Below are 24,938 nucleotides of genomic sequence, written 5' to 3' on the forward strand. Positions count from 1 at the left end.
ATATCTAATGAAAAGACGGAAAACCGCACTGATGATGCTAAGTGTATTGATGGTTCTGGCCATTTTTTTATCAGCCTGCTCGGGATCAAAATCAAGCAACAGCAGCGAGAAAAAATCCACAGGCAAACCGCAGCAAGGCGGGGATTTGGTTGTTGGTTCAACTGGGGAGCCAACGTTGTTTAATCCACTCTATTCTACAGACGTTTCCAGTTCAGATATTGAAGGGATGATCTATAGTACATTATTAGAAACGGATGAAAAACTAAATGTGAAACCTGCTTTAGCTGAGAAAGTAACGGAATCCAAAGATGGCCTGACTTATGATGTCAAAATTAGAAAAGGTGTAAAATTCCATGATGGAAAAGAACTTACAGCCGATGACGTTGTTTTCACTTATAGCATCCCTTTAAACAAGGACTATAATGGTGAACGGGGTTCTGGTTTTGAATCACTAAAATCTGTTACAAAAAAAGGTGATTATGAAGTTGAATTTAAATTAAAGAAAAAGGATGCGTATTTTTACAATGTTGTTTTAGACAGTTACGGTATTCTGCCTAAACACATTTTAGGGAAAGTGCCAGTTGCAGATTTAGGAGAAAATGAATTTAACAGGAAGAATCCAATTGGTTCGGGTCCATTCAAGTTTGTTGAATGGAAGAAGGGCGATTATGTAAAACTTGAAGCAAATGATGACTATTATGGCGGAAGACCGTATTTAGATACAGTGACAGTTAAGACGATTCCTGATTCTAATGCAGCTGTTGCTCAATTAAAAGCTGGAGATATTGACTTCTTTGTTGTACCAGGCACAGACTTTGAGACAGTTAAAACATTTGATAATGTGCAAGTTAAATCAGATCTTGGTTTGAACTACAGCTATATTGGATGGAATGAAAAAAACGAATTATTTAAAGACAAAAAAGTCCGCCAAGCTCTTACGTATGCACTTGATCGAAAAGCAATGGTAGATCAGGTGTTAAACGGTGATGGTAAAGTTGCAAATGTTCCTGAAAGTCCGCTTTCTTGGAACTATCCAAAAGGTGATGTACCTACATTTGATTACAATCCTAAAAAGGCTAAAAAGCTCTTGGAAGAAGCAGGATGGAAAGATACAGATGGAGACGGTTACCTTGATAAGGACGGAAAGAAATTTTCATTTACCATTAAAACTAACCAGGGTAATAAGATTCGGGAGGATTTAGCAGTTGTTGTTCAGCAGCAACTTAAAGAAGTAGGAATTGAAGCAAAACCGCAAATTGTAGAATTTAGTGCTCTTATTGAACAAACAAGCGCACCGAATTGGGATTATGATGCACTACTGCTCGGTTGGAGCTTGGCTACATTCCCAGATCAATTTTCGATTTTCCACTCCAGTCAATCTAAGAACGGATTAAACAACATATGGTATAAGAATCCTAAAGTCGATAAACTTTTAGAAGAAGCTAAGTCTATTACAGATAGAAAAGAATATCAGAAAAAATATGAAGAAATCTATAAATTGATTGCTGAGGATCAGCCTTATTCATTCCTGTTTTATTACAATTATCATAGGGCAATCCCGACAAACATGAATGGATATGTATTCCATCCGAAAAATGATCTATATCATATTGAAAAATGGTGGCTTGAACAATAATAATTAAATCCCTAGAGAGGGGAGGATCAAGCAAGCATCCTTTCCTCTTTATCCTATTTTAGAAAAGGGGACAAGAATATGGTTACATATATTGTTCGTCGAACATTAATGTCTCTGCCAATTCTTTTGGGCATTACAATTTTATCATTTGCGATAATGAAAGCGGCGCCAGGTGACCCGATGTCACTTATGATGGATCCGACAATCAGCCAAGCTGACAGAGCGAAATTTATTGAAAAGTACGGGCTCAATGATCCAGAACCTGTTCAATACTTAAAATGGCTAGGAAATATGCTCCAAGGCGACTTTGGGACATCTATTGTAAAAAAGGGGACACCAGTTTCCGATCTAATCCTTTCACGTTTACCGAATACTCTGGTGCTTATGGTTTTTTCAACTCTTGTTGCTCTTCTGATTTCAATTCCCTTCGGTGTTCTTTCTGCAAAACGCCCTTATTCTAAGCTTGACTATGGTATAACTGTCACGTCATTTTTAGGGCTGGCAATACCAAATTTCTGGTTCGGATTAATTCTTATAATGGTTCTTTCCGTAAATCTCGGCTGGTTTCCTACGGGGGGTGTCAGCACTTTAAACGCTGACTTTAGCATTATTGACAGGCTCCATCATTTAATTTTACCTGCGTTTGTTTTAGCAACTGCTGATATGGCAGGTATTACTCGTTATACTCGATCTAGTATGCTCGATGTATTAAAACAGGATTATATTAGAACAGCTCGTGCAAAAGGTTTTAAGGAAAATAAAGTTATTTTCAAACATGGATTGAGAAATGGCCTTCTGCCTGTTATTACAATTTTCGGATTGATGATCCCTTCATTTATTGGCGGTGCTGTAGTAGTTGAACAGATTTTTACTTGGCCGGGATTAGGGAAGTTATTTATTGATTCGGCATTCTCTCGAGATTATCCGGTTATTATGGCCATGACTGTAATTTCTGCTGTTTTGGTTGTACTGGGGAACTTGATTGCAGATATTTTGTATGCATTAGTTGATCCGAGAATTGAATATTAAAAGGGGGAGACACATATGGCACATCCAAACACTGCGGCTCCCTCTAATGAGGTAAAGCTAAAAGAAAATATTAGAAAAAAACCAGAAACAATGACTAGGATCTTTTTTGAGAAATTTTTCAAAAATAAGCTTGCTGTTGTTGGGGGTATCATATTAACAGTTATTATTTTAATGGCAGTCTTTGCCCCTTTTATTGCGCCTTACTCACCTGAGAGTCAATCACTTTTAAACAAACTGAAGCCGCCAAGCCCTAAAAATCTAATGGGAACGGATAAATTTGGGCGAGATATATTTACAAGGGTGTTATATGGAGCTCGTGTGTCTTTATTAGTCGGTTTTGCTTCAGTAATTGGTGCGATTACTATAGGTACGGTTGTTGGAGCTGTAGCAGGGTACTTTAAAGGAATAGTAGATGCTGTATTAATGAGGGCTGTCGACGTAGTCTTATCTATTCCTGATATTTTTCTGCTTATTACCTTGGTTACAATTTTTCAACCCGGAATGGATAAGTTAATTTTGATTTTTTCTTTGACGGGTTGGACTACAACAGCGAGACTAGTCAGAGGTGAGTTTTTATCTCTAAGGTCAAGGGAATTTGTATTGGCTGCTAAAACAATAGGCACAAAAAATCACAAAATTATTTTTTCGCATATATTACCGAATTGTATTGGACCAATTATTGTCTCCGCTACTCTAAAAGTAGGCAGTGTCATTCTAGCTGAATCAACGCTAAGCTATTTGGGTTTCGGTATCCAGCCGCCAATCGCTAGCTGGGGAAACATGCTTCAGGATGCTCAAAACTTTACATTAATGATTCAAGCATGGTGGTACCCGTTATTTCCCGGGCTATTTATTTTAATGACCGTTTTATGCTTCAACTTTGTCGGTGATGGCCTGCGGGATGCGCTTGACCCGAAAAATATTAAATAAAAATGAATATCATATCTGTTATAAAATATCACCAAATCAGAAAAAAAGCAGGTCTCCTTTTGTCAGAAAATATACAAAGAGATCTGCTTTTTGTGATTCTTACATAAAACTAGTGATTCCAGATTTCCTCAATCTCTTTGGAATAATTTCTCTATCCCTTGCCTATACTGTGGACAACAGTTTTTATAAAAGTGAGGGGTTAGAGATGTTATTTCTTCATGATGTGTGGGTCAATTGGTTTGAAGGGGAAGAAAATGGCTACAATGTATGCCACTTTCACGAATGGCGCAAGGAAGATACGGTTGAGCTTTTGGATCAGGTGCCGCTGCTAAGGGTGCCGTCAGTACTGTTTCATTACATAGAAAACGATTTGTCAGAGCTTCCGAAAGGTTTGCTTGAAGACGTACATCAGAAATCGTACATTCGGAAAAATCATGAGCGGACAAAGCTTGAGTATTGTTTTGTCGTAACAGACGGAATCGGCATTTTAGCTGTCGACACGATCGGCTACACGATCCCTGTCAGAAAAAGCCGTCTGATCCCAAGACAGGAGCAGCTCGTTTATGAAATGGTGAAAGATGTAGAGCCTGAAACATATGAATTTGAGCCAAAGAAGCTGGAATCCTCCAAGGAATATCACATATTATCATTAGCACCAGAACATGTCAGAGGACTGACTAGAAAAGAACGGCAAATCAAGCAGCTGATGTTTATGGCGCTTGACCAATTAAAAGGGCTGAAAAACCGGGCTGAAATCGGCTACTGGTACACAGAGTGGAATCCGCATATGTATGAACAAATCAAAAGGATGAGCTTTGAAGAGATTTGGGACATGCTGTATAACGAAACAATTGAAGGCTGGTCGGACAAGCACCTAGCTTTTTGCGAAAACCTAATAAAAGGTCAGCCTTTTTTCGAAAAGCTTTGGGAAATGGAAAACGAATCAAAGGTAAACTGAAAAAAACCGCTCTTTGCAAAGAGCGGTTTTTTGATTAGCGTCTTTTTCTTCCAAGACCCATGGCATTCTCCATTTTTTTCAGCATTTTGTTTGCTGTCCGGTTCGCTCGTTCCGCGCCTTCATCAAGAATCCGGTCTAATTCTTCAGATTCTATCAGCTCATAATAGCGGTCCTGGATCGGTTTTAATGCGTTCACCACGACTTCTGCCAAATCACCTTTAAACTCGCCGTAGCCTTTTCCTTCGTACTTTGCTTCAAGCTCTTCAATTGTCGTATTGCCGAGGATTGAATAAATCGTAAGAAGGTTGGAAACGCCCGGTTTGTTTTCTTTATCAAATTTCACAATGCCTTCAGAATCTGTCACAGCGCTTTTGATTTTCTTTTCAAGAAGCTTCGGTTCATCCAGCAGGGTAATATAAGCTTTCTGATTCGGATCAGATTTGCTCATTTTCTTCAGCGGATCATTCAGAGACATGATACGTGCACCGACTTTTGGAATTTTCACTTCCGGAATCGTAAAGATGTCGTTGTATTTTTTGTTGAATCGTTCTGCAAGATTCCGCGTCAGCTCAAGGTGCTGCTTTTGATCCTCGCCGACAGGTACAAGATCCGTTCCGTACAGCAGAATATCAGCGGCCATCAGCGGCGGATATGTTAACAGGCCGGAGACGACAGCTTCATTGCCTTTGGATTTGTCCTTAAATTGAGTCATCCGCTCAAGCTCGCCGATATATGCGACACACTGCATCATCCATCCGGCCTGCGCATGCGCGGGGACCTCTGATTGAATAAACAATGTTGCTTTTTCTGGATCAAGTCCGACAGCTAAGTAAAGCGCTGCGAGATTGCGGATATTCTTTCTAAGCTCAAGCCGGTCTTGAGGAACAGTTATCGCATGCTGGTCCACGATGCAAAAATAGCTGTTATAATCATGCTGCAGTTCGACAAACTGCTTCATTGCACCGATATAGTTGCCGAGCGTCACTGAGCCGCTTGGCTGAATGCCTGAAAAAATCGTTTGTTTCATGAAAACATCAACCTCATTTCTTAAAACATAATAAAAAAGGCTCATTCATCCCCTGTAAAAAAGGGACGAATGAACCGTGGTACCACCCTGATTATTCCATTAAAATGGAATCACTCTGACGTTTGTAACGGAGACTGCTCCGGCTGAGCCTACTTTTTTCCAGTTCGGTCAGCTGCTCCAAAGTCCATTCCACATTGCCCGTTATCTGCTCCCAGCACCGCAGACTCTCTTCAAACAGGTGAAATGTGTACTACTCTTTTTCATAGCAAGCTTTTCTTTTGATTGCTTCATTATAAATCAATTATAACCAATTGTCATCATGAAAAAACATTCTTTTTTCCAGTAAAATTGTAATAATATAAATAACACGCGTGTTGTAAAATCCTTAAATGATAACTGCTATCAGCGGAAAAACAGGCAGATATTATATGTAAAAAGCAATATGGGCAGAAAACACATGAAAAAGTTTTTAATCAATTTATGCTTTAAATGGTAGAAGGATATTATGTTCATGGAAGAAAAACTAACGAAGTTTAAATATTTTAAATTGATAAAATAATATTGCAATAAATTATTTGTTTCATTATAATGAACTTGTTCACTCTATTGTTACAGCTTTTTTACAAAAATAATCAGAAAAGACGGAACAGAATAAAAGTTGTGGAAACTCAGGTTCATTTGTCTGATATTTCTGAGGATTTAGCCGTAAGGAGCTGAAAATTATTATTAGGGGGTTTGCGAATATGAAAAAACGTTGGTCGATTGTCACGTTGATGCTCATTTTCACTCTCGTGCTGAGCGCGTGCGGCTTTGGCGGCAGCGGATCAAACGGTGAAGGGAAAAAGGACAGTAAAGGAAAGACGACACTTAACATTAATATTAAAACTGAGCCGTTCTCCTTACATCCGGGATTGGCAAATGATTCAGTATCAGGCGGTGTCATCCGTCAGACTTTTGAAGGATTGACACGTATCAATGCAGATGGTGAGCCTGAAGAAGGCATGGCTTCTAAAATTGAAACGAGCAAGGACGGAAAGACATATACATTTACCATTCGTGATGGTGTGAAATGGTCTAATGGAGACCCTGTAACAGCACAAGATTTTGAATATGCTTGGAAATGGGCGCTTGATCCTAATAACGAATCACAATACGCTTACCAGCTCTACTACATAAAAGGTGCTGAAGCGGCGAATACCGGCAAAGGCAGCCTAGATGATGTGGCAGTAAAAGCTGTGAATGACAAAACGCTGAAGGTTGAATTAAATAACCCGACTCCATATTTCACTGAATTAACTGCGTTCTATACGTATATGCCGATCAACAAGAAAATTGCAGAGAAAAATAAAAAGTGGAATACAAATGCCGGGGATGATTATGTATCAAACGGACCGTTCAAAATGACGGCATGGAAACACAGCGGTTCTATTACTCTCGAAAAAAATGACCAGTATTGGGATAAAGACAAAGTCAAACTGAAGAAAATCGATATGGTTATGATCAACAATAACAATACGGAACTGAAAAAATTCCAAGCTGGCGAACTTGATTGGGCCGGTATGCCGCTCGGACAGCTTCCAACAGAATCCCTGCCGACCCTGAAAAAAGACGGTTCTTTACATGTTGAGCCGATTGCAGGTGTGTATTGGTACAAATTCAACACTGAAGCTAAGCCATTAGACAACGTAAATATCCGTAAAGCTTTAACATATTCGCTTGACCGTCAGTCGATTGTTAAAAACGTTACGCAAGGAGAGCAAATCCCGGCAATGGCTGCAGTGCCGCCTACAATGAAGGGATTTGAGGATAACAAAGAAGGATACTTCAAAGACAATGATGTCAAAACAGCAAAAGAATACCTTGATAAAGGCCTGAAAGAAATGGGCTTAAGCAAGGCATCTGATTTGCCAAAAATCAAATTGTCTTACAACACTGATGACGCACACGCGAAAATCGCTCAAGCAGTACAAGAAATGTGGAAGAAAAATTTAGGCGTTGATGTTGAGCTTGATAACTCAGAGTGGAATGTCTATATTGATAAGCTCCACAGCCAAGATTATCAAATCGGCCGTATGGGCTGGCTCGGCGACTTCAATGATCCTATCAACTTCCTTGAATTGTTCCGTGACAAAAACGGAGGAAATAACGATACAGGCTGGGAAAATCCAGAATTCAAAAAGCTTCTGAATCAGTCACAAACTGAAACAGATAAAACAAAACGTGCAGAGCTGCTGAAAAAAGCAGAAGGTATTTTCATTGATGAAATGCCGGTTGCCCCAATCTATTTCTATACTGATACTTGGGTACAGGATGAAAACCTAAAAGGTGTTATCATGCCAGGTACTGGTGAGGTTTATTTCAGAAACGCATATTTTAAATAAGGCTACGTCTGAAAATAAAAGACCTCAAGGTATATGGGGAGAAAAGCCCCATATACCTTTCTTACTGATGGAGTATAAAAATGTAAAAACCATGGAGGTGTTCCCCCTTGCTAAAATATATCGGAAGACGCTTAGTCTATATGATTATCACACTATTTGTGATTGTAACTGTGACATTCTTCTTAATGCAAGCAGCACCGGGCGGGCCATTTTCAGGTGAGAAAAAGCTTCCGCCTGAAATTGAAGCAAATTTAAATGCGCATTATGGCTTGGACAAGCCGTTGTTTGTACAATATGTAAGTTATTTGAAATCAGTTGCAATGTGGGATTTCGGACCGTCATTTAAATATAAAGGTCAGAGTGTTAACGACCTGATCAGTTCAGGTTTCCCCGTTTCATTTACTCTTGGAGCAGAAGCTATTCTCCTCGCTTTAGCGTTAGGTGTATTGTTTGGGGTCATTGCAGCCCTTTACCATAATAAGTGGCAGGATTATACCGTCGCGATTTTAACGATATTTGGTATTTCGGTTCCGAGCTTTATCATGGCGGCTGTTCTGCAATATGTGTTCTCCATGAAGCTTGGGCTGTTTCCGGTCGCGGGGTGGGATTCCTGGGCATACACCTTTTTGCCTTCAATCGCACTTGCTTCCATGCCGATGGCGTTTATTGCCAGACTTTCCCGTTCAAGCATGATCGAAGTGTTAAACAGTGATTATATCCGCACAGCGAAAGCGAAAGGGCTGTCTCGTCCAGCGGTTACAGTGCGGCACGCCATTCGAAACGCGCTTTTGCCGGTTGTTACATATATGGGCCCGATGGCCGCACAGGTCTTAACGGGGAGCTTCATTATTGAAACCATTTTTGGGATCCCGGGGCTTGGTGCACACTTCGTCAACAGTATTACAAACCGTGATTATACGGTCATTATGGGTGTAACGGTGTTCTTCAGTGTCATCTTGCTATTGTGTGTATTAATCGTAGATGTGTTATACGGCATTATTGATCCAAGAATCAAGCTTTCCAAAGCAAAGAAAGGAGCCTAGGCCATGCAGAACATTCCAAAAAACATGTTTGAACCAGCCGCAGCGAATGCCGGCGATGCAGAAAAAATAAGTAAAAAGAGCCTTTCCCTCTGGAAAGATGCGATGCTTCGCTTCCGCAGCAATAAGCTTGCAATGGTCGGGCTTATCATTATCGTACTTATTATCCTTATGGCAATTTTTGCGCCGATGTTCTCAAGGTATGATTATTCAACTACTAATCTCTTAAATGCGGATAAGCCGCCTTCAAAAGATCACTGGTTCGGAACAGATGATCTTGGACGGGACATTTTCGTCCGTACATGGGTAGGGGCGCGAATCTCAATCTTTATCGGTGTTGCAGCTGCTGTTCTTGATTTGCTGATCGGCGTCATTTGGGGGAGCATTTCAGGCTTCCGCGGAGGCAGAACGGATGAAATCATGATGCGTATCGCTGATATCCTTTGGGCAGTTCCTTCATTATTAATGGTTATCTTACTGATGGTTGTTCTTCCGAAAGGTCTATTTACGATTATTATTGCCATGACGATTACAGGCTGGATTAATATGGCCAGAATCGTGCGCGGACAAGTGCTGCAGCTGAAGAATCAGGAGTATGTGCTTGCTTCACAGACACTGGGTGCAAAAACATCCCGTCTTCTGTTTAAACATATCGTGCCAAACGCAATGGGTTCTATTTTGGTCACGATGACACTGACAGTTCCTACTGCGATTTTCACAGAAGCCTTTTTAAGCTATTTGGGACTTGGTGTTCCGGCTCCGCTGGCAAGCTGGGGAACGATGGCTTCTGACGGATTGCCTGCATTGACCTATTATCCGTGGCGTTTATTCTTCCCTGCCGGATTTATCTGCATTACAATGTTTGGTTTTAACGTTGTCGGCGACGGATTAAGAGACGCATTGGATCCTAAGTTACGTAAATAAGGGAGTGATACGGGTGACACGCCTATTAGAAGTAAAAGATTTAGCAATTTCATTTAAAACATATGGCGGAGAGGTCCAGGCAATCCGCGGAGTGAATTTCCATCTGGATAAAGGAGAGACGCTGGCCATTGTTGGAGAATCAGGTTCCGGAAAAAGTGTAACCTCTCAAGCGATTATGAAGCTGATTCCAATGCCTCCGGGTTATTTCAAACGCGGTGAGATCCTGTTTGAAGGAAAGGATCTAGTGCCGCTGTCCGAAAAAGAAATGCAAAATGTCCGGGGAAAAGAGATCGGCATGATATTCCAAGATCCGATGACCTCTTTAAATCCAACGATGAAGGTCGGTAAACAAATTACGGAAGTGCTTTTTAAACACGAGAAGATCTCGAAGGAAGCGGCTAAAAAACGCGCGGTTGAACTGCTGGAATTAGTCGGTATCCCAATGCCGGAAAAGCGGGTGAACCAATTTCCGCATGAATTTTCAGGCGGGATGAGACAGCGGGTTGTCATTGCCATGGCGCTTGCAGCGAATCCGAAGCTTCTGATCGCCGATGAGCCGACAACTGCTCTTGATGTAACGATTCAAGCGCAAATTTTGGAATTAATGAAGGATTTGCAAAAGAAAATTGACACGTCCATCATCTTTATCACACACGATCTTGGTGTTGTGGCTAATGTTGCTGACCGGGTCGCTGTCATGTACGCGGGACAGATTGTAGAAACCGGTACGGTAGACGAAATCTTCTATGATCCGAGACATCCATACACTTGGGGGCTTCTTGCATCCATGCCGACACTGGAAAGTTCAGGTGAGGAAGAGCTGACTGCAATTCCGGGCACGCCGCCTGATTTGACAAACCCGCCAAAAGGAGATGCTTTTGCCCTGCGGAGCTCTTATGCGATGAAAATCGATTTTGAACAGGAGCCGCCAATGTTTAAGGTATCCGATACTCATTATGTAAAATCGTGGCTGCTTCATCCTGACGCGCCAAAGGTAGAGCCGCCTGAAGCGGTAAAAGCGAAAATGCGTAAACTGGCAAATACGTATGAAAAACCTGTCTTAGTGAGAGAAGGTGAATGAATTGACTGAAAAATTATTAGAAATCAAACATTTAAAACAGCACTTTGTCACGCCGAGGGGCACGGTTAAGGCTGTAGATGATTTATCATTTGATATCTATAAAGGTGAAACATTAGGGCTGGTTGGTGAATCTGGCTGCGGTAAATCGACAACAGGCCGAAGCATTATCCGGCTGTACGAAGCAACCGATGGTGAGGTGCTGTTTAACGGTGAAAATGTGCACGGGAGAAAATCGCGGAAAAAGCTGCTGGAATTCAACCGCAAAATGCAGATGATTTTCCAAGACCCATATGCATCCCTGAATCCGAGAATGACAGTTGCTGATATTATTGCTGAAGGCCTTGATATTCATAAGCTGGCGAAAACAAAAAAAGAGCGGATGCAGAGGGTTCATGAACTATTGGAAACAGTTGGTTTAAACAAGGAACACGCGAACCGCTATCCGCATGAATTTTCCGGCGGCCAGCGCCAAAGAATCGGGATTGCCAGAGCTCTTGCTGTTGATCCGGAATTCATTATCGCGGATGAGCCGATTTCCGCTTTGGATGTATCCATTCAAGCGCAGGTCGTGAATTTAATGAAAGAACTGCAAAAAGAAAAAGGGCTCACATACCTGTTTATTGCCCACGATTTATCGATGGTCAAATACATCAGTGACCGCATTGGAGTCATGTATTTCGGGAAACTGGTTGAGCTTGCGCCGGCAGATGAGCTTTATGAAAATCCGCTTCACCCGTATACAAAATCATTGCTTTCTGCGATTCCGCTTCCAGATCCGGACTATGAGAGAAATCGCGTCCGCCAGAAATATGATCCGTCCGTCCATCAATTAAAAGATGGGGAAACGATGGAATTCCGTGAAGTCAAACCGGGACATTTTGTGATGTGCACGGAAACCGAATTTAAAGCTTTTTCATGATTCATCAATCCTTCAAGAGAATCTCTTGAAGGATTTTTTTGCGTCTTCATAGAAAGTGAGAATGATAACATTTACAATTAGAGGAAAAAGCGGAGGCGAAATACGATTCAATTTCTGCATAACAAAAATGTTTTTGCGCTATTGCTGTCTCAATCTTTTCAATCTTTAGCAGGAGTCCTCGTCACAATCGTTTTAATGGTACGGGTCTATCAAATGACTGACTCCGTTTTTTTTGCGGGTCTTATTTTATCGTTCATGTCGTTTGCGAGTATAGCAGCAAGCTTTTGCGTCTCTCCGGTGCTTCGCATTCTCGGTTTTAAAAAGGTGCTTGTGGGGGCGAATCTGCTGAGAGCGGTCTTTACAATACTGATGGCATACAGCGTCACTCATCACGGACAGGGATTCTTTTGGATTACGCTGCTGTTTGTGTTTTGTTTTTCCTTCGCGGGCGCTTTTTTTCAGCCAGCAAGATTTGCGCTGCTGCCGATTATTGTTCCAAAGAAGCAATATGTAAAAGCGAATGGTGTGATCTCCCTCTCGAATCAATTGTTCTTAACAGCAGGCTGGGGCCTTGGAGGCCTTCTGACGTACGCCGTCCCTTTTGAACTCGTTGTCGGCGCTGCCATTTTCCTGTTTGTTCTATCGGGAGCTTCCATCAGTGTGCTGCATGTAAATGAAGAAGAGTCTGTAGGAACTGCTGAAACAGCATCTGCCAGAAGTATATGGAAGGATTTAATGATCATCCCTATTGTAAGAGACATTACTATAATGGACATGATAGAAGCTTTGGCGGGTTCCGTATGGTCATCTGCTATTCTCCTCGCATTTACTGCGGCTGTTTTGCATGAAACAGAGGTGTGGTGGGGGATGTTTAATGCTTCCTATTTTATAGGCGCAATTGTCGGCAGTGTGATTGCCATTCGTTTTTCTTCTTTTTTTGAGCGGAATATGGGCTATGCCATTATGTTCAGCTCGCTTGTAATGTCGGCGCTGACCCTTTTGTTTTCATTTTCTCCAGTCCCATTTTTATGCGCTCTGGCTTGTGCTGCAATGGGGCCTTTTTATCAGGTGCGTGATATTTGCCAGGAAACCATGCTGCAGGAGGTTATTCCCGAGCAGAAACGAATCGGAATCATGGCTGCAAAAAATGCGATTTTGACTCCTTGGTCAGGCGTCACCTACTCCATTATGGGGCTAGTGGCTGATGCTGCTGGTGCGAAAATAGCTTTTATCGCGGCTGCTGCATTATATATCATGACATTTCTGATTGCACTGGCGCAGCCCCGCCTGATTCATTACAGGCGGGAAAATCGAGTTCAATGAGAAACACTTCAAAATGAACGGAGCAGCTGGCTCCGTTTTTGCTGAAAAAAAATGAAACCATGGCGGAAGTTCGCACGTCTTTATAGATGTAAGGCTGTTTAAACAAGAAGAAATGGGGTATATCTAAAAGTATGAAGACAACGAACTCATAAGGAGCAAATCAATGAACTGGTATGAAAAGCTTAGCGAGTACTTTCCAATTGAAGAAATGAAATCAAAAGCGCATATGGAAGCTCTTCTGAAAGAGCGAAGCGATATTTATCATAAAGATGAAGACAAACATCATATTTTAATGTTTGCGGAATTCGATTCTTTTATCTTCGTTGATTATCTGTATGTGTCTAAGGATGCAAGAGGGCAGGGGCTTGGCGGAAAATTGATCGCGAAGCTGAAAAAGAAAAATAAGCCCATATTGCTCGAGGTGGAACCTGTGGATGAAGATGATACTGATACAGAAAAACGCCTGAGGTTTTATCAAAGAGAGCATTTCAAGCATGCTCAGTCAATTGGGTACCGGCGCCGGTCATTGGCTACGAATAAAGTAAACAAGATGGAGATTCTGTACTGGTCACCAAAAACAGAATCAGAAGAAGAAATTCTTGAAGCCATGAAACAGACATATGAAAACATTCATACTTATAAAGACGAGAAATGGTACGGGGAATCGTACGAAAAAACGGATGAAGTCCTGAAACTCATTGATGAAGAAAAACAAAAAAATATTTTCGATCAGTTAAGCTAATTGAGAATTAGAACATATCATGAACATTAAAAATTTGCTGGATTGACACATTTTTTTCTTAGGATACTGTTCACACTTACTTTTTTATAGTATAATACCTGTAAAGATTCCTTTTTTAGAGTAATTTCAATTTAAGAATAAAATAGATGTTCATCCTACTAATTAGAGGAGTGAAGATGAATGGTTACACTATACACATCACCAAGCTGTACTTCATGCAGAAAGGCGAGAGCGTGGCTCGAGGAGCACGATATTCCATTTGTAGAAAGAAACATTTTCTCTGAACCTTTATCAATTGATGAAATAAAACAAATTCTTCGAATGACTGAGGATGGAACAGATGAAATCATCTCAACCCGTTCAAAAGTATTCCAAAAACTGAATGTGAACGTTGAATCTATGCCGCTGCAAGATTTATACCGCTTGATCAACGAGCATCCAGGTTTGCTTCGCCGTCCGATCATCATTGACGAAAAACGTTTGCAGGTCGGATATAACGAAGACGAAATCAGACGTTTCCTGCCAAGAAAAGTTCGCTCTTTCCAATTAAGAGAAGCACAGCGTTTGGCAAACTAATAGATCGTATCATCAAAAGAAGGCTGAGTGATCAGCCTTCTTTTATTTTTCAACCTGCTGGTAATAAATGCTCGCAAGGATGACAAACGCAACCGTCAAAATGGGGAGGAGCGTTTCAACTGTGCCGTGCTGCGCCATAAAAAGAGACAGCTTTTTGTCTCTGACAATCATTTCTCCGCCAGTATAAGCAAGCAGCCCGCTTCCCGCGTAAATCAGAAGCGGTATTTTCTCTAGTGCAATATGGATGAGTTTGCTGCCCCAAATAATAACCGGAACCGATACACACAAACCTATAACAACGAGAGAAAACTCACCGTGTGAAGCTCCCGCAACTGCGATGACGTTGTCCAGGGACATAAAGAGATCTGCAAGCACAATCGTTCGTATCGCTCTCCACAGAGAGGTGCTGCTTTTAATGTGCTGCGTGTCTTTTTTTTCAATCAGCAGCTGATATCCTAAATACAGCAGGAAAATTCCGCCGGCGCACTGCAAGAACGGAATGTTCAAAAGATATACAGCTGCACTTGTTAATCCGATTCTCATGGCAACGGCAATAAATGTTCCGAGAATAATGGCCTGCTGTCTTTGCTTGTCCGGCAAATGTCTGCTGGCCATGGCAATGACAACCGCATTATCTCCGCCGAGGATCAGGTCAATCCCAACAATGACAAGCAGAGAAATCAGATAGTCATGCTCCATGAAGCGGCACCTCGCTTTCAGTCCTTCGCTTGTACTACTACTATATGAGACAGGTCATATTTTATGATATCAGCCGCCTGATCTGCCGTTTTTTAGGCAAAGGTGCATTTTTATTTCTTTTGTGACTGTTTTATCATAAAATAGAAATACAAAGGAATTCACACTGGCCTTGGTTAAGGTTAAGATGTGGACGGAATGGGTAAAGTGTAGTAAAGTACAATTAATCGGGAGCTTAGATGTCCCTTCAACATCTTATATAGAAGGGAAGGTTGGCAAATGGAAATTGAAAGAATTAACGAGCATACAGTAAAATTTTATATGTCTTACGGAGATATTGAAGATCGCGGTTTTGACAGAGAAGAAATTTGGTATAACCGTGAGCGCAGTGAAGAACTTTTCTGGGAAGTCATGGATGAAGTTCATGAAGAAGAGGAATTCGCTGTGGAAGGCCCACTTTGGATTCAAGTTCAGGCACTGGACAAAGGATTAGAAATCATCGTCACAAAAGCCCAGCTTTCCAAAGACGGACAAAAGCTCGAACTGCCGATTCCTGAGGATAAAAAGCAAGAACCAGCATCTGAGGATCTTGACGCCTTGCTGGATGATTTCCAGAAAGAAGAGCAAGCCGTCAATCAGGAAGAGAAGGAGCAAAAGCTTCAATTTGTCTTGCGATTTGGCGATTTTGAGGATGTTATTTCTCTATCTAATTTGAACGTTAACGGAAGCAAAACGACTTTATATTCGTTTGAGAACCGATATTATTTATATGTAGATTTTTGCAATATGACTGATGAAGAGGTTGAAAATCAGCTAAGCATCCTGCTGGAGTACGCAACTGAATCCTCAATCAGCATACACCGTCTTGAAGAGTACGGCAAGCTGATTATTTCAGAGCATGCTCTAGAAACGATAAAAAAACACTTTGCATCATAGCAAACCGATTTCCTTCCGGAAATCGGTTTTTTTTATGCACGAAAATGCCTTTTTAGAGATGTGAAAAATCAAAAACATATAGACAAGCAGAAATACAGCGAACAGGAGTTGATCATCTTTTCCAGAAAGTATACTTCATCTGGAAGGAGAGATGACAATTGTTTAGTGCTGTGACTGAAGACGGCCAAATGTTTCACCTTTTAGGCGCTCAGCAAAACCAGAAATTAAAGCGGAGACGGTTCTTCTGTCCGGTATGCGGGGGAGAGCTAGCTGTGAAGCTCGGACTTCAAAAAGCGCCGCATTTTGCCCATAAACAGAACAAGTCCTGCTCCATAGACATCGAACCGGAAAGCGCCTACCACTTAGAAGGAAAAAGACAGCTGTATGTATGGCTGAAAATACAACGGGCTTCACCAATATTGGAGCCGTATATAAGGACAATCAACCAAAGACCGGACGTCATGGCAAGGATCAAGGAGCATATGCTTGCTGTTGAATATCAATGCGCCACTATCGCACCAAATGTCTTTCAGAAGCGGACAGAGGGCTTCAAACAAGAAGGAATCATCCCGCAGTGGATTATGGGATACAGCCGCTTAAAACGGACTGCTTCGTCCTTTTATCAGCTTTCAGCTTTTCATTGGCAGTTTATCAATGCAAGTCCATACAGAGAACTGATATGTTATTGTCCTGAAAGGCGTTCTTTTCTCCGGCTTAGCCACATCATTCCATTCTACACAAACCATTCTTATTCCTCAGTCCAAACGATCCCTATCCATCGGGCAGGTGTAGACGATCTTTTTTTCACTGAACCGAAACCCTCAATTCAATATTCAGGCTGGACGAAAGCGATTCACCGTTTTCGCCATAAACCCCATCGGTTTAACTCAAAGGAAATAAATCGCCTTAGGCTGCTGTTTTATGAGAAACGGCAGACGCCTTTTTCTTTTCTGCCGACTGAAGTGTTTGTTCCTGTTAGTAAAGGGGCAGTTTTTAAGAGTCCGGTTTTTGTGTGGCAGGGGTTTCTTTATTTGTTTATGACGGATCTTGGAGGTAAACGTGCGCCAATTCGTTTTTCAGCCGTTTTGCAGCAGTGCAAACTGCACATTCATAATAAGAACATTGCACTCAGGTTTGAATGCAGCGAAGAGTGTCTTTCAGAAGCGGTTAAACAGTATATTGATTTTTTGTGCAAGAAGGGATTTTTAAGGGAGACTCAGAAAGAAGTATATGTGCTGAATCAGCCTGCAAGTGGCATACACTCAATGCAGGATCTCATAGAAAGAGATCGCAGCTGTTTTATAGAATGAGTTTGTCTTATTTGGCTCACCCTAAGACAAAGGTGGTGGGCAGGCTGTGAAAGGCACAAAAGGAAAGGTTTTTCGTGTTTTTACTGCTTTTTTGGCATTCGTTCTCTTCATTACTGCATATGATTTGACAAAAGGCAGTGAAAAACCGGAAGATATTCACAACACAAGTTTATTGAGAAACAGCTGTTTTTTCAATTGGCTTGAATCAAAGAAGACGAGGGGGATCACCATGGCTGAGGAAAAAAAAAGCAAACCAACTGCCTGACAGAAGTGAGGTAAAGGCAGAAGACACATGGAGACTTGAGGATATTTTTCCTAGTGATGAGGCCTGGAATAAAGAATTTCAAGCTGTAAAAGAATTAATTCCGAATTTATCTAAGTATAAAGGAAAGCTGGCAGATTCAGCTGATCATTTATACGAGGCTCTTACGTATCAAGATAAAGTGATGGAGCGGCTGGGTAGGCTGTACACATATGCGCATATGCGCTCTGACCAGGATACTGGGAACTCCTTTTACCAGGGGCTGAATGACAAGGCGGGAAACCTGTATACACAGGCCGCAAGCGCGACAGCTTATTTGGTTCCGGAGATTTTATCCATAGAAGAAGACAAACTGCAACAGTTCATTCTTGAAAAAGAAGAATTGAAGCTGTACTCTCATGCGATTGAGGAGATTACAAAGGAACGTCCGCATGTGCTGAGCGAGAAGGAAGAGGCGCTGCTTGCTGAAGCCTCCGAGGTACTGGGGTCATCTTCAAATACATTCAGCGTGTTAAATAACGCAGATATAACGTTTCCGTCCATTAAAGACGAAGATGGGAATGAAAAACAGATCACTCACGGCAACTTTATTAATTTCTTGGAAAGTGAAAACCGTGAAGTCCGCAAAAATGCGTTTGACGCAGTGTATAAAACGTACGGACAATATAAAAACACAATGGCCACGACGCTTAGCGGCACTGTGAAAAAGGACAACTTCTACGCGAGAGTGAAAAAGTACAAGTCAGCGCGTGAGGCTGCGCTTTCTAACAACAGTATTCCTGAGGAAGTATACGATAACCTTGTTAAGACGATTAATAAGCATTTGCCGCTCCTGCACCGCTATATTGCGCTGAGAAAGAAAGTGCTTGAGCTTGATGAAGTGCATATCTATGACCTGTATACACCGCTTGTGAAAGATGCGGGGATGAAGGTGACATACGAGGAAGCCAAAGATTACATGCTGAAAGGCCTCGCACCATTAGGGGAAGAATATGCCTCAATCCTAAAAGAAGGACTGGAAAACCGCTGGGTAGACGTTTACGAAAATAAAGGCAAACGCAATGGGGCTTATTCATCAGGAGCTTACGGCACGAATCCGTATATTTTGATGAACTGGCATAATAACGTCAATAATCTCTTTACGCTCGTGCACGAGTTTGGACATTCCGTACACAGCTACTATACGAGAAAGCACCAGCCTTATCCATACGGCAATTACAGTATCTTTGTCGCGGAAGTTGCCTCTACGACAAATGAAGCGCTCCTTGGCGAGTATTTGCTGAACAATTTAGAAGATGAAAAACAGCGCTTATATATTCTCAACCATATGCTTGAGGGCTTCAGGGGAACGGTCTTCAGACAAACGATGTTCGCTGAATTTGAACATCTGATCCATACAAAGGCGCAAGAAGGCGAGCCGCTTACACCTGAGCTTCTGACAAATGTCTATTACGACCTGAATAAAAAGTATTTTGGAGACGGCATGGTGATTGATAAGGAAATCGGCCTTGAATGGTCGCGTATTCCGCACTTCTATTACAATTACTATGTGTATCAGTATGCGACAGGGTACAGCGCTGCCCAAGCATTAAGCAGCCAGATTTTGAAGGAAGGAAAGCCGGCGGTTGACCGTTATATTGACTTCCTGAAAGCGGGAAGCTCACAATACCCGATTGATGTCCTGAAAAAAGCGGGCGTTGATATGACGTCTCCAGAGCCAATCGAAGCCGCGTGCAAAATGTTTGAAGAAAAACTTGATGAAATGGAAGAGTTGCTGATGAAAGTCAAGCAGTCTTAAAAAAGTAAGCCTGTGCGGAAATGACGCACAGGCTTTTTTAAAACCCTTTAAAGGTTTTCCGGTGATTCAAGCGGTAGAGGGTAAACAAAATAGACAGAAACAGCAGAGGAGAGGTAATATAAAGCGGCAGCATATGCATCATGCCTAAGATATTCAGACAGAAAAAAACGGCAATGCACACAATTGAGATCAAAGTAGACATCATGGCGGTCCTCCTCGTCCTTTTTCCTTATAAGGATATGAGTGAATGCACTTCGTTATGTTTTGTGACAAAAATATGAACATTAAGCATAGAGGTTGTCAAAAGTCGACATCTTTTGTTATCATAAGGATGTGAAATTGATCACAAACAAACATTACCCCTTTGTTTGACCGTGAAAAATTTCTCCCATCCCCTTTGTTGTCGTTAAGACATATGAAACCGCGCTTATCCCGGCGCGGTTTCTTTAGCACTAAAAACAGAACGTATGTTTGGTTCGTGGCGTAAAAAAACAGCCTCAAGCATATGCACGCCTGCGGCTATTTTTCACATGATTGATATTCATCAGAATAAGTGCTGAGAGACTTCCAAAACATTCCGTGTTTGGCTTCCACCTTGGCAACCTTTTTAGCAAACGCCAGTTTTTTCATTTCTTTTTCTACCTCTTCAAGGCTCAGGTCATATACAAGAGCAATTTCCTTCGAGGCAACGAAGCGGAAATATTCAATAAAACATTCTAAAGGCGGTGTTTCCGACGGCTTCGGCTCGTCGCCAAGCATCTCAAATAAAATTTCTTCATATACATCATATGAGTAGCTGCCAGGAACTTTAAGCCCTTCATCCTCATGCTGCGTATTAAAAAACGTCAGTGTCGGATTAACAGAAACATCCATCTCAGCAGCAATTTTCATGTCACATTGAAGCGCCTTGACCGCGCTTTGAGAATGCAGATCTTTTTTGAATTCTTCAAGATCGAGACTTGTATTTTCAGCAATCTCCAAAAGCACGTTTTCATCCGTAATATTTTTCTTTGAAACAAATAGGCTCTCCTGCATATTTCTGAGAAATTGCATGCCGGCTTTTCGTCCTTGCAATTCGGCTGCTTTAAAAGCGAGAGCAGCCATATAAGGCGATGAAAGCGGCTGATCCTGTTCGAACCAGACATTGCCGTCACATGACATGCCAGAGCGGCTCGCGATCTTTTCCCATGCTTCTGCGAGAAGATGCTTTTTTCGCTTTTTATTTAAAGCGGTAAGGCTTGCGGAAGCGATAATGCGTAAGGTGAAAAAACGTCCGTATCTGATTTTCAGCTTTTTGATGACGGGCTCTAAGGACCAGCATTCAGGACATAAAGGGTCTACAAACATATAAATTTCAAGCGGTTTTTTTGGATGACCGTGGCAATGGGCGAAGTATAGCTCATGCTGATAGTTTGTCAAGATGATCGATCCTCCGCTTCCGTTTGATTCACCATATGCCTTGCTGTCAACTCCAGCCGGCCAAACAAAAACTCACGAATTTCGCCCTCTAGCCCTACATGGTCCATTGCGTCCTTCATACAGCTGAGCCACGCATCAGCTCTCTCGTTTGTAATTGGAAAGGGAAGATGCCTTGCTCTGAGCATAGGATGGCCGTGCTCCTCAGTATAAAGAGGAGGCCCGCCTAAATACTGAGTTAAAAATTGCTTCTGTTTCCTGGCGGTTTCTGTCAAATCGCTTGGAAAAATCGGCTTCAGCAAAGGATGAGACGCGACACGCTCATAAAAAGTATCAACAAGTTGCGATAGAAGTTCCTCTCCAATCGCTTCATAAGGTGCGTTAAACGATTGTCCCATGTTGACTACTCCTTTAAATATGGCTAATAGGAATCATAAATCCTATTGCAAAAAGTAATTTTCTGTATTTCATTGTTTCATCTAGGTTTATTTTAGCAACAAGGCATCATTTCTACAAACAAACTGCCTTTTTTGCGTATGATGACTCATTTCGGCTGACAGCCGGGGTTTGTATTTCATATCATATCACATAAAAATCAGGAATGCGTAAGATTTCACTTCGCAAAAAAACCAGAGGGAAAGAGCCCCTCTGGTTACGCGTAATAAGCTGAAGTTATTTTTTTTACATAGTTTTGCGTTTCTTGGAAAGGAGGAATGCCTCCGTATCGGTCAACATTTCCCGGTCCGGCGTTGTAAGCCGCTAAGGCCATAGACACATTGCCGTCGTATTTATCCAGCATTTGTTTTAAATATTTCGTTCCACCCTCCACATTTTGCTGTGGATCAAGCGGATTGGAAACGCCAAGTGAGCTTGCTGTTGACGGCATCAGCTGCATGAGGCCCATCGCGCCTGCTCCGCTGACCGCTTTTGCATTAAAGCCTGATTCCTGTTTGATGACGGCACGGATCAGTTTTTCATCAACGCCATATTTATCAGCGGCTTTTTTAATCGCACTGTCAATAGAAAAGTCTCCCGAACTGATCTGATTTGCTTCATGTTTGTTTGAAGCTGAATCTGCAGCAGCTGTTTCAGTGCTTTCTGCCGCTTTTGTGACTGAACCTGAATTGCTGCTCGTATATGAGTTAAGCCCATACGCTGAAAGCAGTGACGGCGCTGTTGTATTCGCGCTGTTCAGCATGCTGAGCGGGCTTGGCGATGAAGAAGGTGCTGATTGCTGAGATGCCAGACCGTTTGTATATTGGCTGAGCAAAGAGCTAAAACTTGAAAGCGGGCTTTCCGTATTCTGAGTGTCCGAGCTGCTGCGTGCATTAGATATGGACTGTAGTGCCTGAAGCTGAAGTAAAGCTGCCCAATTCGTTACATTCACGATGTCATTCCACCTTATATAGACTTTCGTTTTTCTTCATAAAAACGCAGAATTTTATTTTTGGTTTCGCGCTGAGGAATGCTGAATTGCTGAAGCAGCTTCTCGAAGGCTTGTCTGCCCTCATGCCAATCCGCCGCCTCAAATTCAATTTCATAGTCCTCTTTATTTAAATATCGGCTGTGGTCTAAAACTATTAAGCCTTTTTCTGTTTCTTTTTCCGCACGGTTTGTTGCTAAAGATCCAAAGTATTGAATGGCATTCGTATCGATCTGAAGCTTGTGCAGCTGGTCCTTCACAGGGCCCTCGGGAACTGAAAATCCAGCGAGATCTGATACCTCTGAAAGCTGCTGGTGCGTTTCCAGAAGCCCCACATCAGCCGGCTCCTTTAATGTAAGGACATACTTTCCGTTTTTTCTGCGGATACGAAGCGCAGCATGTTTTTGTTTCAGCGCGAAGCTGTCTGTATCAAAATAATGATTCTTTTGATCTGTAAAATCTTTTTCTGTCAGCTGGAGTGCCTCTGCTATGTTTTTGAATTCTTGTTTGGTCAGCATATTTTTAAATTCGATTTCAATTTCTTGGCTCATGATGCTCTTCCTTTCCGCCCTGTAAATCTTATTTTTACTATTATCTCTTTAGATGTTAGGTTTATCAATATCGAGCTCGATATGATAAAATGAATCTGTACTTTGTTTAAAAAAGGAGAGCATTATGCAAAACAGAATCGAAATTTTGAATGCAACATTATCGGATGATCAGCTTCGCCTTGCCTGTCAGACAGAAGGAAACGAAGCGGAACGCAAGCCGTCAGGTCAAATGCTTGTTGATTCTGACCACTTTGCTTTTGTATACATACTTGAATTAGCTGATTCTTTTGAATATGTCATTATAAAGGAACATGTATGGCCGGAACTGAAGCAGGCCCATGCACAAAAAATACCGGTTGTTTTAGAGGCAGGAGACCAAACAATTGAACTGGCAGGCCTGCATGAGGAGCTGGAATATCTTTTAGAAAATATAAAAGATAATGCAAACTATGGAGAAGAAATGGAAGAAAAAGTGAAACGCGTGTTTTTATAGAAACTGGTTCGGAATTGGGGGATGTATGATGGATGACAAACAATGGGAGCGTTTTTTAGTGCCGTACCGCCAGGCTGTCGAAGAGTTGAAAGTGAAGCTCAAGGGGATCCGCACACTATATGAATACGAGGACGACCATTCACCGATCGAATTTGTGACCGGACGCGTCAAGCCTGTGGCGAGCATACTTGAAAAAGCGAGACGGAAAAGCATACCGCTGCATGAAATTGAAACCATGCAGGACATTGCTGGCCTTAGAATCATGTGCCAATTTGTCGATGACATCCAAATCGTAAAAGAGATGCTTTTTGCCAGAAAAGATTTCACCGTCGTGGATCAGAGAGATTATATTGCGGAACATAAAGAGAGCGGATACCGGTCATACCATCTTGTTGTGCTGTACCCTTTGCAGACGGTATCCGGAGAAAAGCATGTTCTCGTGGAAATACAGATCCGTACACTGGCGATGAATTTTTGGGCGACCATTGAGCATTCATTGAATTATAAATACAGCGGAAACATTCCTGAAAAAGTAAAACTAAGGCTTCAGCGCGCTTCTGAAGCGGCTTCCCGGCTTGATGAAGAGATGTCGGAGATCAGGGGTGAAGTACAGGAAGCTCAAGCTGCCTTTTCAAGAAAGAAAAAAGGAAGCGAGCAACAATAGGTAAAGGGGAAGAAGAGCATGAAATTTGCCGTATCATCAAAAGGAGATCAAGTTTCTGATACGCTGAAAAGCAAAATACAGGCGTATTTATTGGATTTTGATATGGAACTGGATGAAAATGAACCGGAAATCGTTATTTCAGTCGGAGGCGACGGAACGCTTTTGTATGCTTTTCACAGATACAGCGACCGCTTGGACAAAACAGCATTTGTCGGCGTTCACACAGGTCATCTGGGTTTTTATGCCGACTGGGTTCCTCATGAAATTGAAAAACTTGTTCTTGCCATCGCGAAAACGCCGTATCATACAGTCGAATATCCGCTTCTCGAAGTCATTGTGACCTATCACGAAAACGAGCGGGAAGAAAGATACTTAGCTTTGAATGAATGTACGATTAAAAGCATCGAAGGAAGCCTTGTTGCAGATGTGGAAATCAAAGGGCAGCTCTTTGAAACCTTCCGGGGCGACGGCCTCTGCCTGTCAACTCCATCAGGCAGCACAGCCTACAATAAGGCGCTGGGCGGAGCGATTATCCATCCCTCTATCAGGGCGATCCAGCTTGCGGAAATGGCTTCAATTAATAACCGCGTGTTCCGTACGGTCGGGTCACCTCTGCTTCTCCCATCCCATCATGATTGCATGATTAAGCCGAGAAACGAAGTTGACTTTCAAGTGACGATTGACCATTTAACCCTTCTCCATAAAGATGTAAAGTCGATCCGCTGCCAGGTTGCATCCGAAAAAGTGCGGTTTGCGAGATTCCGTCCGTTTCCATTTTGGAAAAGAGTCCAGGATTCGTTTATTGGAAAAGGTGAATAGAAAG

General features: G+C 42.0%; 26 protein-coding genes, 1 pseudogene and 1 other annotated feature. Of the genes and pseudogenes, 19 read left to right on the top strand and 8 right to left on the bottom strand.

Annotated elements, in window-relative coordinates:
* The first annotated feature begins 7 nt into the window (after window positions 1-7).
* The 4 genes from AC0OMU_RS02775 (at window position 8) to AC0OMU_RS02790 (ending at window position 4,553) form a co-directional block, all read left to right on the top strand.
* A complete protein-coding gene (locus tag AC0OMU_RS02775; RefSeq protein ID WP_015383346.1) occupies window positions 8-1,636 on the top strand; it encodes a peptide-binding protein in 1,629 nt (542 codons plus the stop codon).
* 78 nt (window positions 1,637-1,714) lie between these two features.
* The gene (locus tag AC0OMU_RS02780) at window positions 1,715-2,665 is read left to right on the top strand and encodes an ABC transporter permease (RefSeq protein WP_041056500.1); all 951 of its coding nucleotides are present in this window, start codon (window positions 1,715-1,717) and stop codon (window positions 2,663-2,665) included.
* 15 nt (window positions 2,666-2,680) lie between these two features.
* On the top strand, window positions 2,681-3,595 hold the full coding sequence (gene opp4C / locus AC0OMU_RS02785; RefSeq protein ID WP_015383348.1) for an oligopeptide ABC transporter permease: 915 nt from the start codon (window positions 2,681-2,683) through the stop codon (window positions 3,593-3,595).
* A 205-nt stretch (window positions 3,596-3,800) separates the two neighbouring features.
* On the top strand, window positions 3,801-4,553 hold the full coding sequence (locus AC0OMU_RS02790; protein ID WP_003239298.1) for a YjbA family protein: 753 nt from the start codon (window positions 3,801-3,803) through the stop codon (window positions 4,551-4,553).
* A 34-nt stretch (window positions 4,554-4,587) separates the two neighbouring features.
* Here the strand turns inward: AC0OMU_RS02790 and trpS are convergent, their stop codons facing one another.
* On the bottom strand, window positions 4,588-5,580 hold the full coding sequence (trpS, locus tag AC0OMU_RS02795) for a tryptophan--tRNA ligase (protein WP_015483084.1): 993 nt from the start codon (window positions 5,578-5,580) through the stop codon (window positions 4,588-4,590).
* A 58-nt stretch (window positions 5,581-5,638) separates the two neighbouring features.
* Window positions 5,639-5,853, bottom strand: a binding site (T-box leader).
* 470 nt (window positions 5,854-6,323) lie between these two features.
* Here trpS and oppA point away from each other — a divergent pair.
* From oppA to spx, 8 genes are all read left to right on the top strand, one after another.
* On the top strand, window positions 6,324-7,961 hold the full coding sequence (gene oppA, locus AC0OMU_RS02800; protein ID WP_015252360.1) for an oligopeptide ABC transporter substrate-binding protein OppA: 1,638 nt from the start codon (window positions 6,324-6,326) through the stop codon (window positions 7,959-7,961).
* 107 nt (window positions 7,962-8,068) lie between these two features.
* A complete protein-coding gene (oppB, locus tag AC0OMU_RS02805; RefSeq protein ID WP_003245554.1) occupies window positions 8,069-9,004 on the top strand; it encodes an oligopeptide ABC transporter permease OppB in 936 nt (311 codons plus the stop codon).
* Window positions 9,005-9,007: 3 nt separating this feature from the next.
* Window positions 9,008-9,925: an oligopeptide ABC transporter permease OppC gene (gene oppC / locus AC0OMU_RS02810; RefSeq protein ID WP_003232954.1), complete on the top strand. Its 918-nt coding sequence runs from the start codon at window positions 9,008-9,010 to the stop codon at window positions 9,923-9,925.
* Window positions 9,926-9,929: 4 nt separating this feature from the next.
* Window positions 9,930-11,006 (top strand): oligopeptide ABC transporter ATP-binding protein OppD, encoded by a 1,077-nt coding sequence (gene oppD, locus AC0OMU_RS02815; protein WP_077670618.1) that lies wholly within the window; start codon window positions 9,930-9,932, stop codon window positions 11,004-11,006.
* Window position 11,007: 1 nt separating this feature from the next.
* Window positions 11,008-11,925 carry an oligopeptide ABC transporter ATP-binding protein OppF gene (oppF, locus tag AC0OMU_RS02820; RefSeq protein WP_047182432.1) on the top strand — a complete coding sequence of 306 codons (918 nt, stop codon included), beginning with the start codon at window positions 11,008-11,010 and terminating at the stop codon, window positions 11,923-11,925.
* Window positions 11,926-12,030: 105 nt separating this feature from the next.
* Complete coding sequence (locus AC0OMU_RS02825) at window positions 12,031-13,248, top strand: MFS transporter (protein WP_474241181.1); 1,218 nt, start codon at window positions 12,031-12,033, stop codon at window positions 13,246-13,248.
* Window positions 13,249-13,411: 163 nt separating this feature from the next.
* Window positions 13,412-13,990, top strand: coding sequence for a GNAT family N-acetyltransferase (locus tag AC0OMU_RS02830; protein WP_474240884.1), 579 nt, complete (start codon window positions 13,412-13,414; stop codon window positions 13,988-13,990).
* A gap of 180 nt (window positions 13,991-14,170) precedes the next feature.
* Window positions 14,171-14,566, top strand: coding sequence for a transcriptional regulator Spx (gene spx, locus AC0OMU_RS02835; protein WP_014476435.1), 396 nt, complete (start codon window positions 14,171-14,173; stop codon window positions 14,564-14,566).
* Window positions 14,567-14,608: 42 nt separating this feature from the next.
* Here the strand turns inward: spx and AC0OMU_RS02840 are convergent, their stop codons facing one another.
* Window positions 14,609-15,265, bottom strand: coding sequence for a TerC family protein (locus AC0OMU_RS02840; RefSeq protein WP_024573350.1), 657 nt, complete (start codon window positions 15,263-15,265; stop codon window positions 14,609-14,611).
* 169 nt (window positions 15,266-15,434) lie between these two features.
* On the opposite strand from AC0OMU_RS02840, the gene AC0OMU_RS02845 reads away from it, so the two are divergent.
* Complete coding sequence (locus AC0OMU_RS02845) at window positions 15,435-15,575, top strand: hypothetical protein (RefSeq protein WP_119122854.1); 141 nt, start codon at window positions 15,435-15,437, stop codon at window positions 15,573-15,575.
* Window positions 15,542-16,198 carry an adaptor protein MecA gene (gene mecA / locus AC0OMU_RS02850; RefSeq protein ID WP_015383354.1) on the top strand — a complete coding sequence of 219 codons (657 nt, stop codon included), beginning with the start codon at window positions 15,542-15,544 and terminating at the stop codon, window positions 16,196-16,198. Before AC0OMU_RS02845 ends, mecA begins: the two co-directional genes overlap by 34 nt.
* Here mecA and AC0OMU_RS02855 read toward each other — a convergent pair.
* Window positions 16,193-16,314, bottom strand: a pseudogene (locus AC0OMU_RS02855) (hypothetical protein). The gene mecA and the pseudogene AC0OMU_RS02855 sit on opposite strands and share 6 nt — an antisense overlap.
* 72 nt (window positions 16,315-16,386) lie before the next feature.
* Between AC0OMU_RS02855 and coiA the strand changes: the two are divergent.
* Window positions 16,387-17,508: a competence protein CoiA gene (coiA, locus tag AC0OMU_RS02860; protein ID WP_252494319.1), complete on the top strand. Its 1,122-nt coding sequence runs from the start codon at window positions 16,387-16,389 to the stop codon at window positions 17,506-17,508.
* A gap of 200 nt (window positions 17,509-17,708) precedes the next feature.
* On the top strand, window positions 17,709-19,568 hold the full coding sequence (gene pepF / locus AC0OMU_RS02865; RefSeq protein ID WP_252360566.1) for an oligoendopeptidase F: 1,860 nt from the start codon (window positions 17,709-17,711) through the stop codon (window positions 19,566-19,568).
* A gap of 37 nt (window positions 19,569-19,605) precedes the next feature.
* On the opposite strand, the gene AC0OMU_RS02870 is transcribed toward pepF, so the two are convergent.
* The 5 genes from AC0OMU_RS02870 to AC0OMU_RS02890 form a co-directional block, all read right to left on the bottom strand.
* Window positions 19,606-19,773 carry a hypothetical protein gene (locus AC0OMU_RS02870; RefSeq protein WP_003244944.1) on the bottom strand — a complete coding sequence of 56 codons (168 nt, stop codon included), beginning with the start codon at window positions 19,771-19,773 and terminating at the stop codon, window positions 19,606-19,608.
* A gap of 314 nt (window positions 19,774-20,087) precedes the next feature.
* Window positions 20,088-20,987 (bottom strand): protease adaptor protein SpxH, encoded by a 900-nt coding sequence (spxH, locus tag AC0OMU_RS02875; RefSeq protein WP_003245184.1) that lies wholly within the window; start codon window positions 20,985-20,987, stop codon window positions 20,088-20,090.
* Window positions 20,984-21,382, bottom strand: a complete 399-nt coding sequence (locus AC0OMU_RS02880; RefSeq protein ID WP_003232928.1) for a globin domain-containing protein — start codon at window positions 21,380-21,382, stop codon at window positions 20,984-20,986. The genes spxH and AC0OMU_RS02880 overlap by 4 nt, the downstream gene beginning before the upstream one ends.
* 254 nt (window positions 21,383-21,636) lie before the next feature.
* On the bottom strand, window positions 21,637-22,371 hold the full coding sequence (gene cwlQ, locus AC0OMU_RS02885; RefSeq protein WP_327844265.1) for a bifunctional muramidase/murein lytic transglycosylase: 735 nt from the start codon (window positions 22,369-22,371) through the stop codon (window positions 21,637-21,639).
* A gap of 14 nt (window positions 22,372-22,385) precedes the next feature.
* Window positions 22,386-22,958, bottom strand: a complete 573-nt coding sequence (locus tag AC0OMU_RS02890; protein ID WP_474240885.1) for a CYTH domain-containing protein — start codon at window positions 22,956-22,958, stop codon at window positions 22,386-22,388.
* Window positions 22,959-23,082: 124 nt separating this feature from the next.
* Between AC0OMU_RS02890 and AC0OMU_RS02895 the strand changes: the two genes are divergently transcribed.
* The 3 genes from AC0OMU_RS02895 to AC0OMU_RS02905 are packed head-to-tail and all read left to right on the top strand — an operon-like array spanning window position 23,083 to window position 24,934.
* The gene (locus tag AC0OMU_RS02895; RefSeq protein ID WP_003232922.1) at window positions 23,083-23,451 is read left to right on the top strand and encodes a UPF0738 family protein; all 369 of its coding nucleotides are present in this window, start codon (window positions 23,083-23,085) and stop codon (window positions 23,449-23,451) included.
* A gap of 28 nt (window positions 23,452-23,479) precedes the next feature.
* The gene (yjbM, locus tag AC0OMU_RS02900; RefSeq protein WP_003245294.1) at window positions 23,480-24,115 is read left to right on the top strand and encodes a GTP diphosphokinase; all 636 of its coding nucleotides are present in this window, start codon (window positions 23,480-23,482) and stop codon (window positions 24,113-24,115) included.
* An 18-nt stretch (window positions 24,116-24,133) separates the two neighbouring features.
* Entirely contained in the window at window positions 24,134-24,934 is an 801-nt protein-coding gene (locus AC0OMU_RS02905) for an NAD kinase (protein WP_003232918.1), read from the top strand.
* Window positions 24,935-24,938: the final 4 nt, after the last annotated feature.

It is taken from the genome of Bacillus sp. FAU18 (assembly GCF_056033885.1).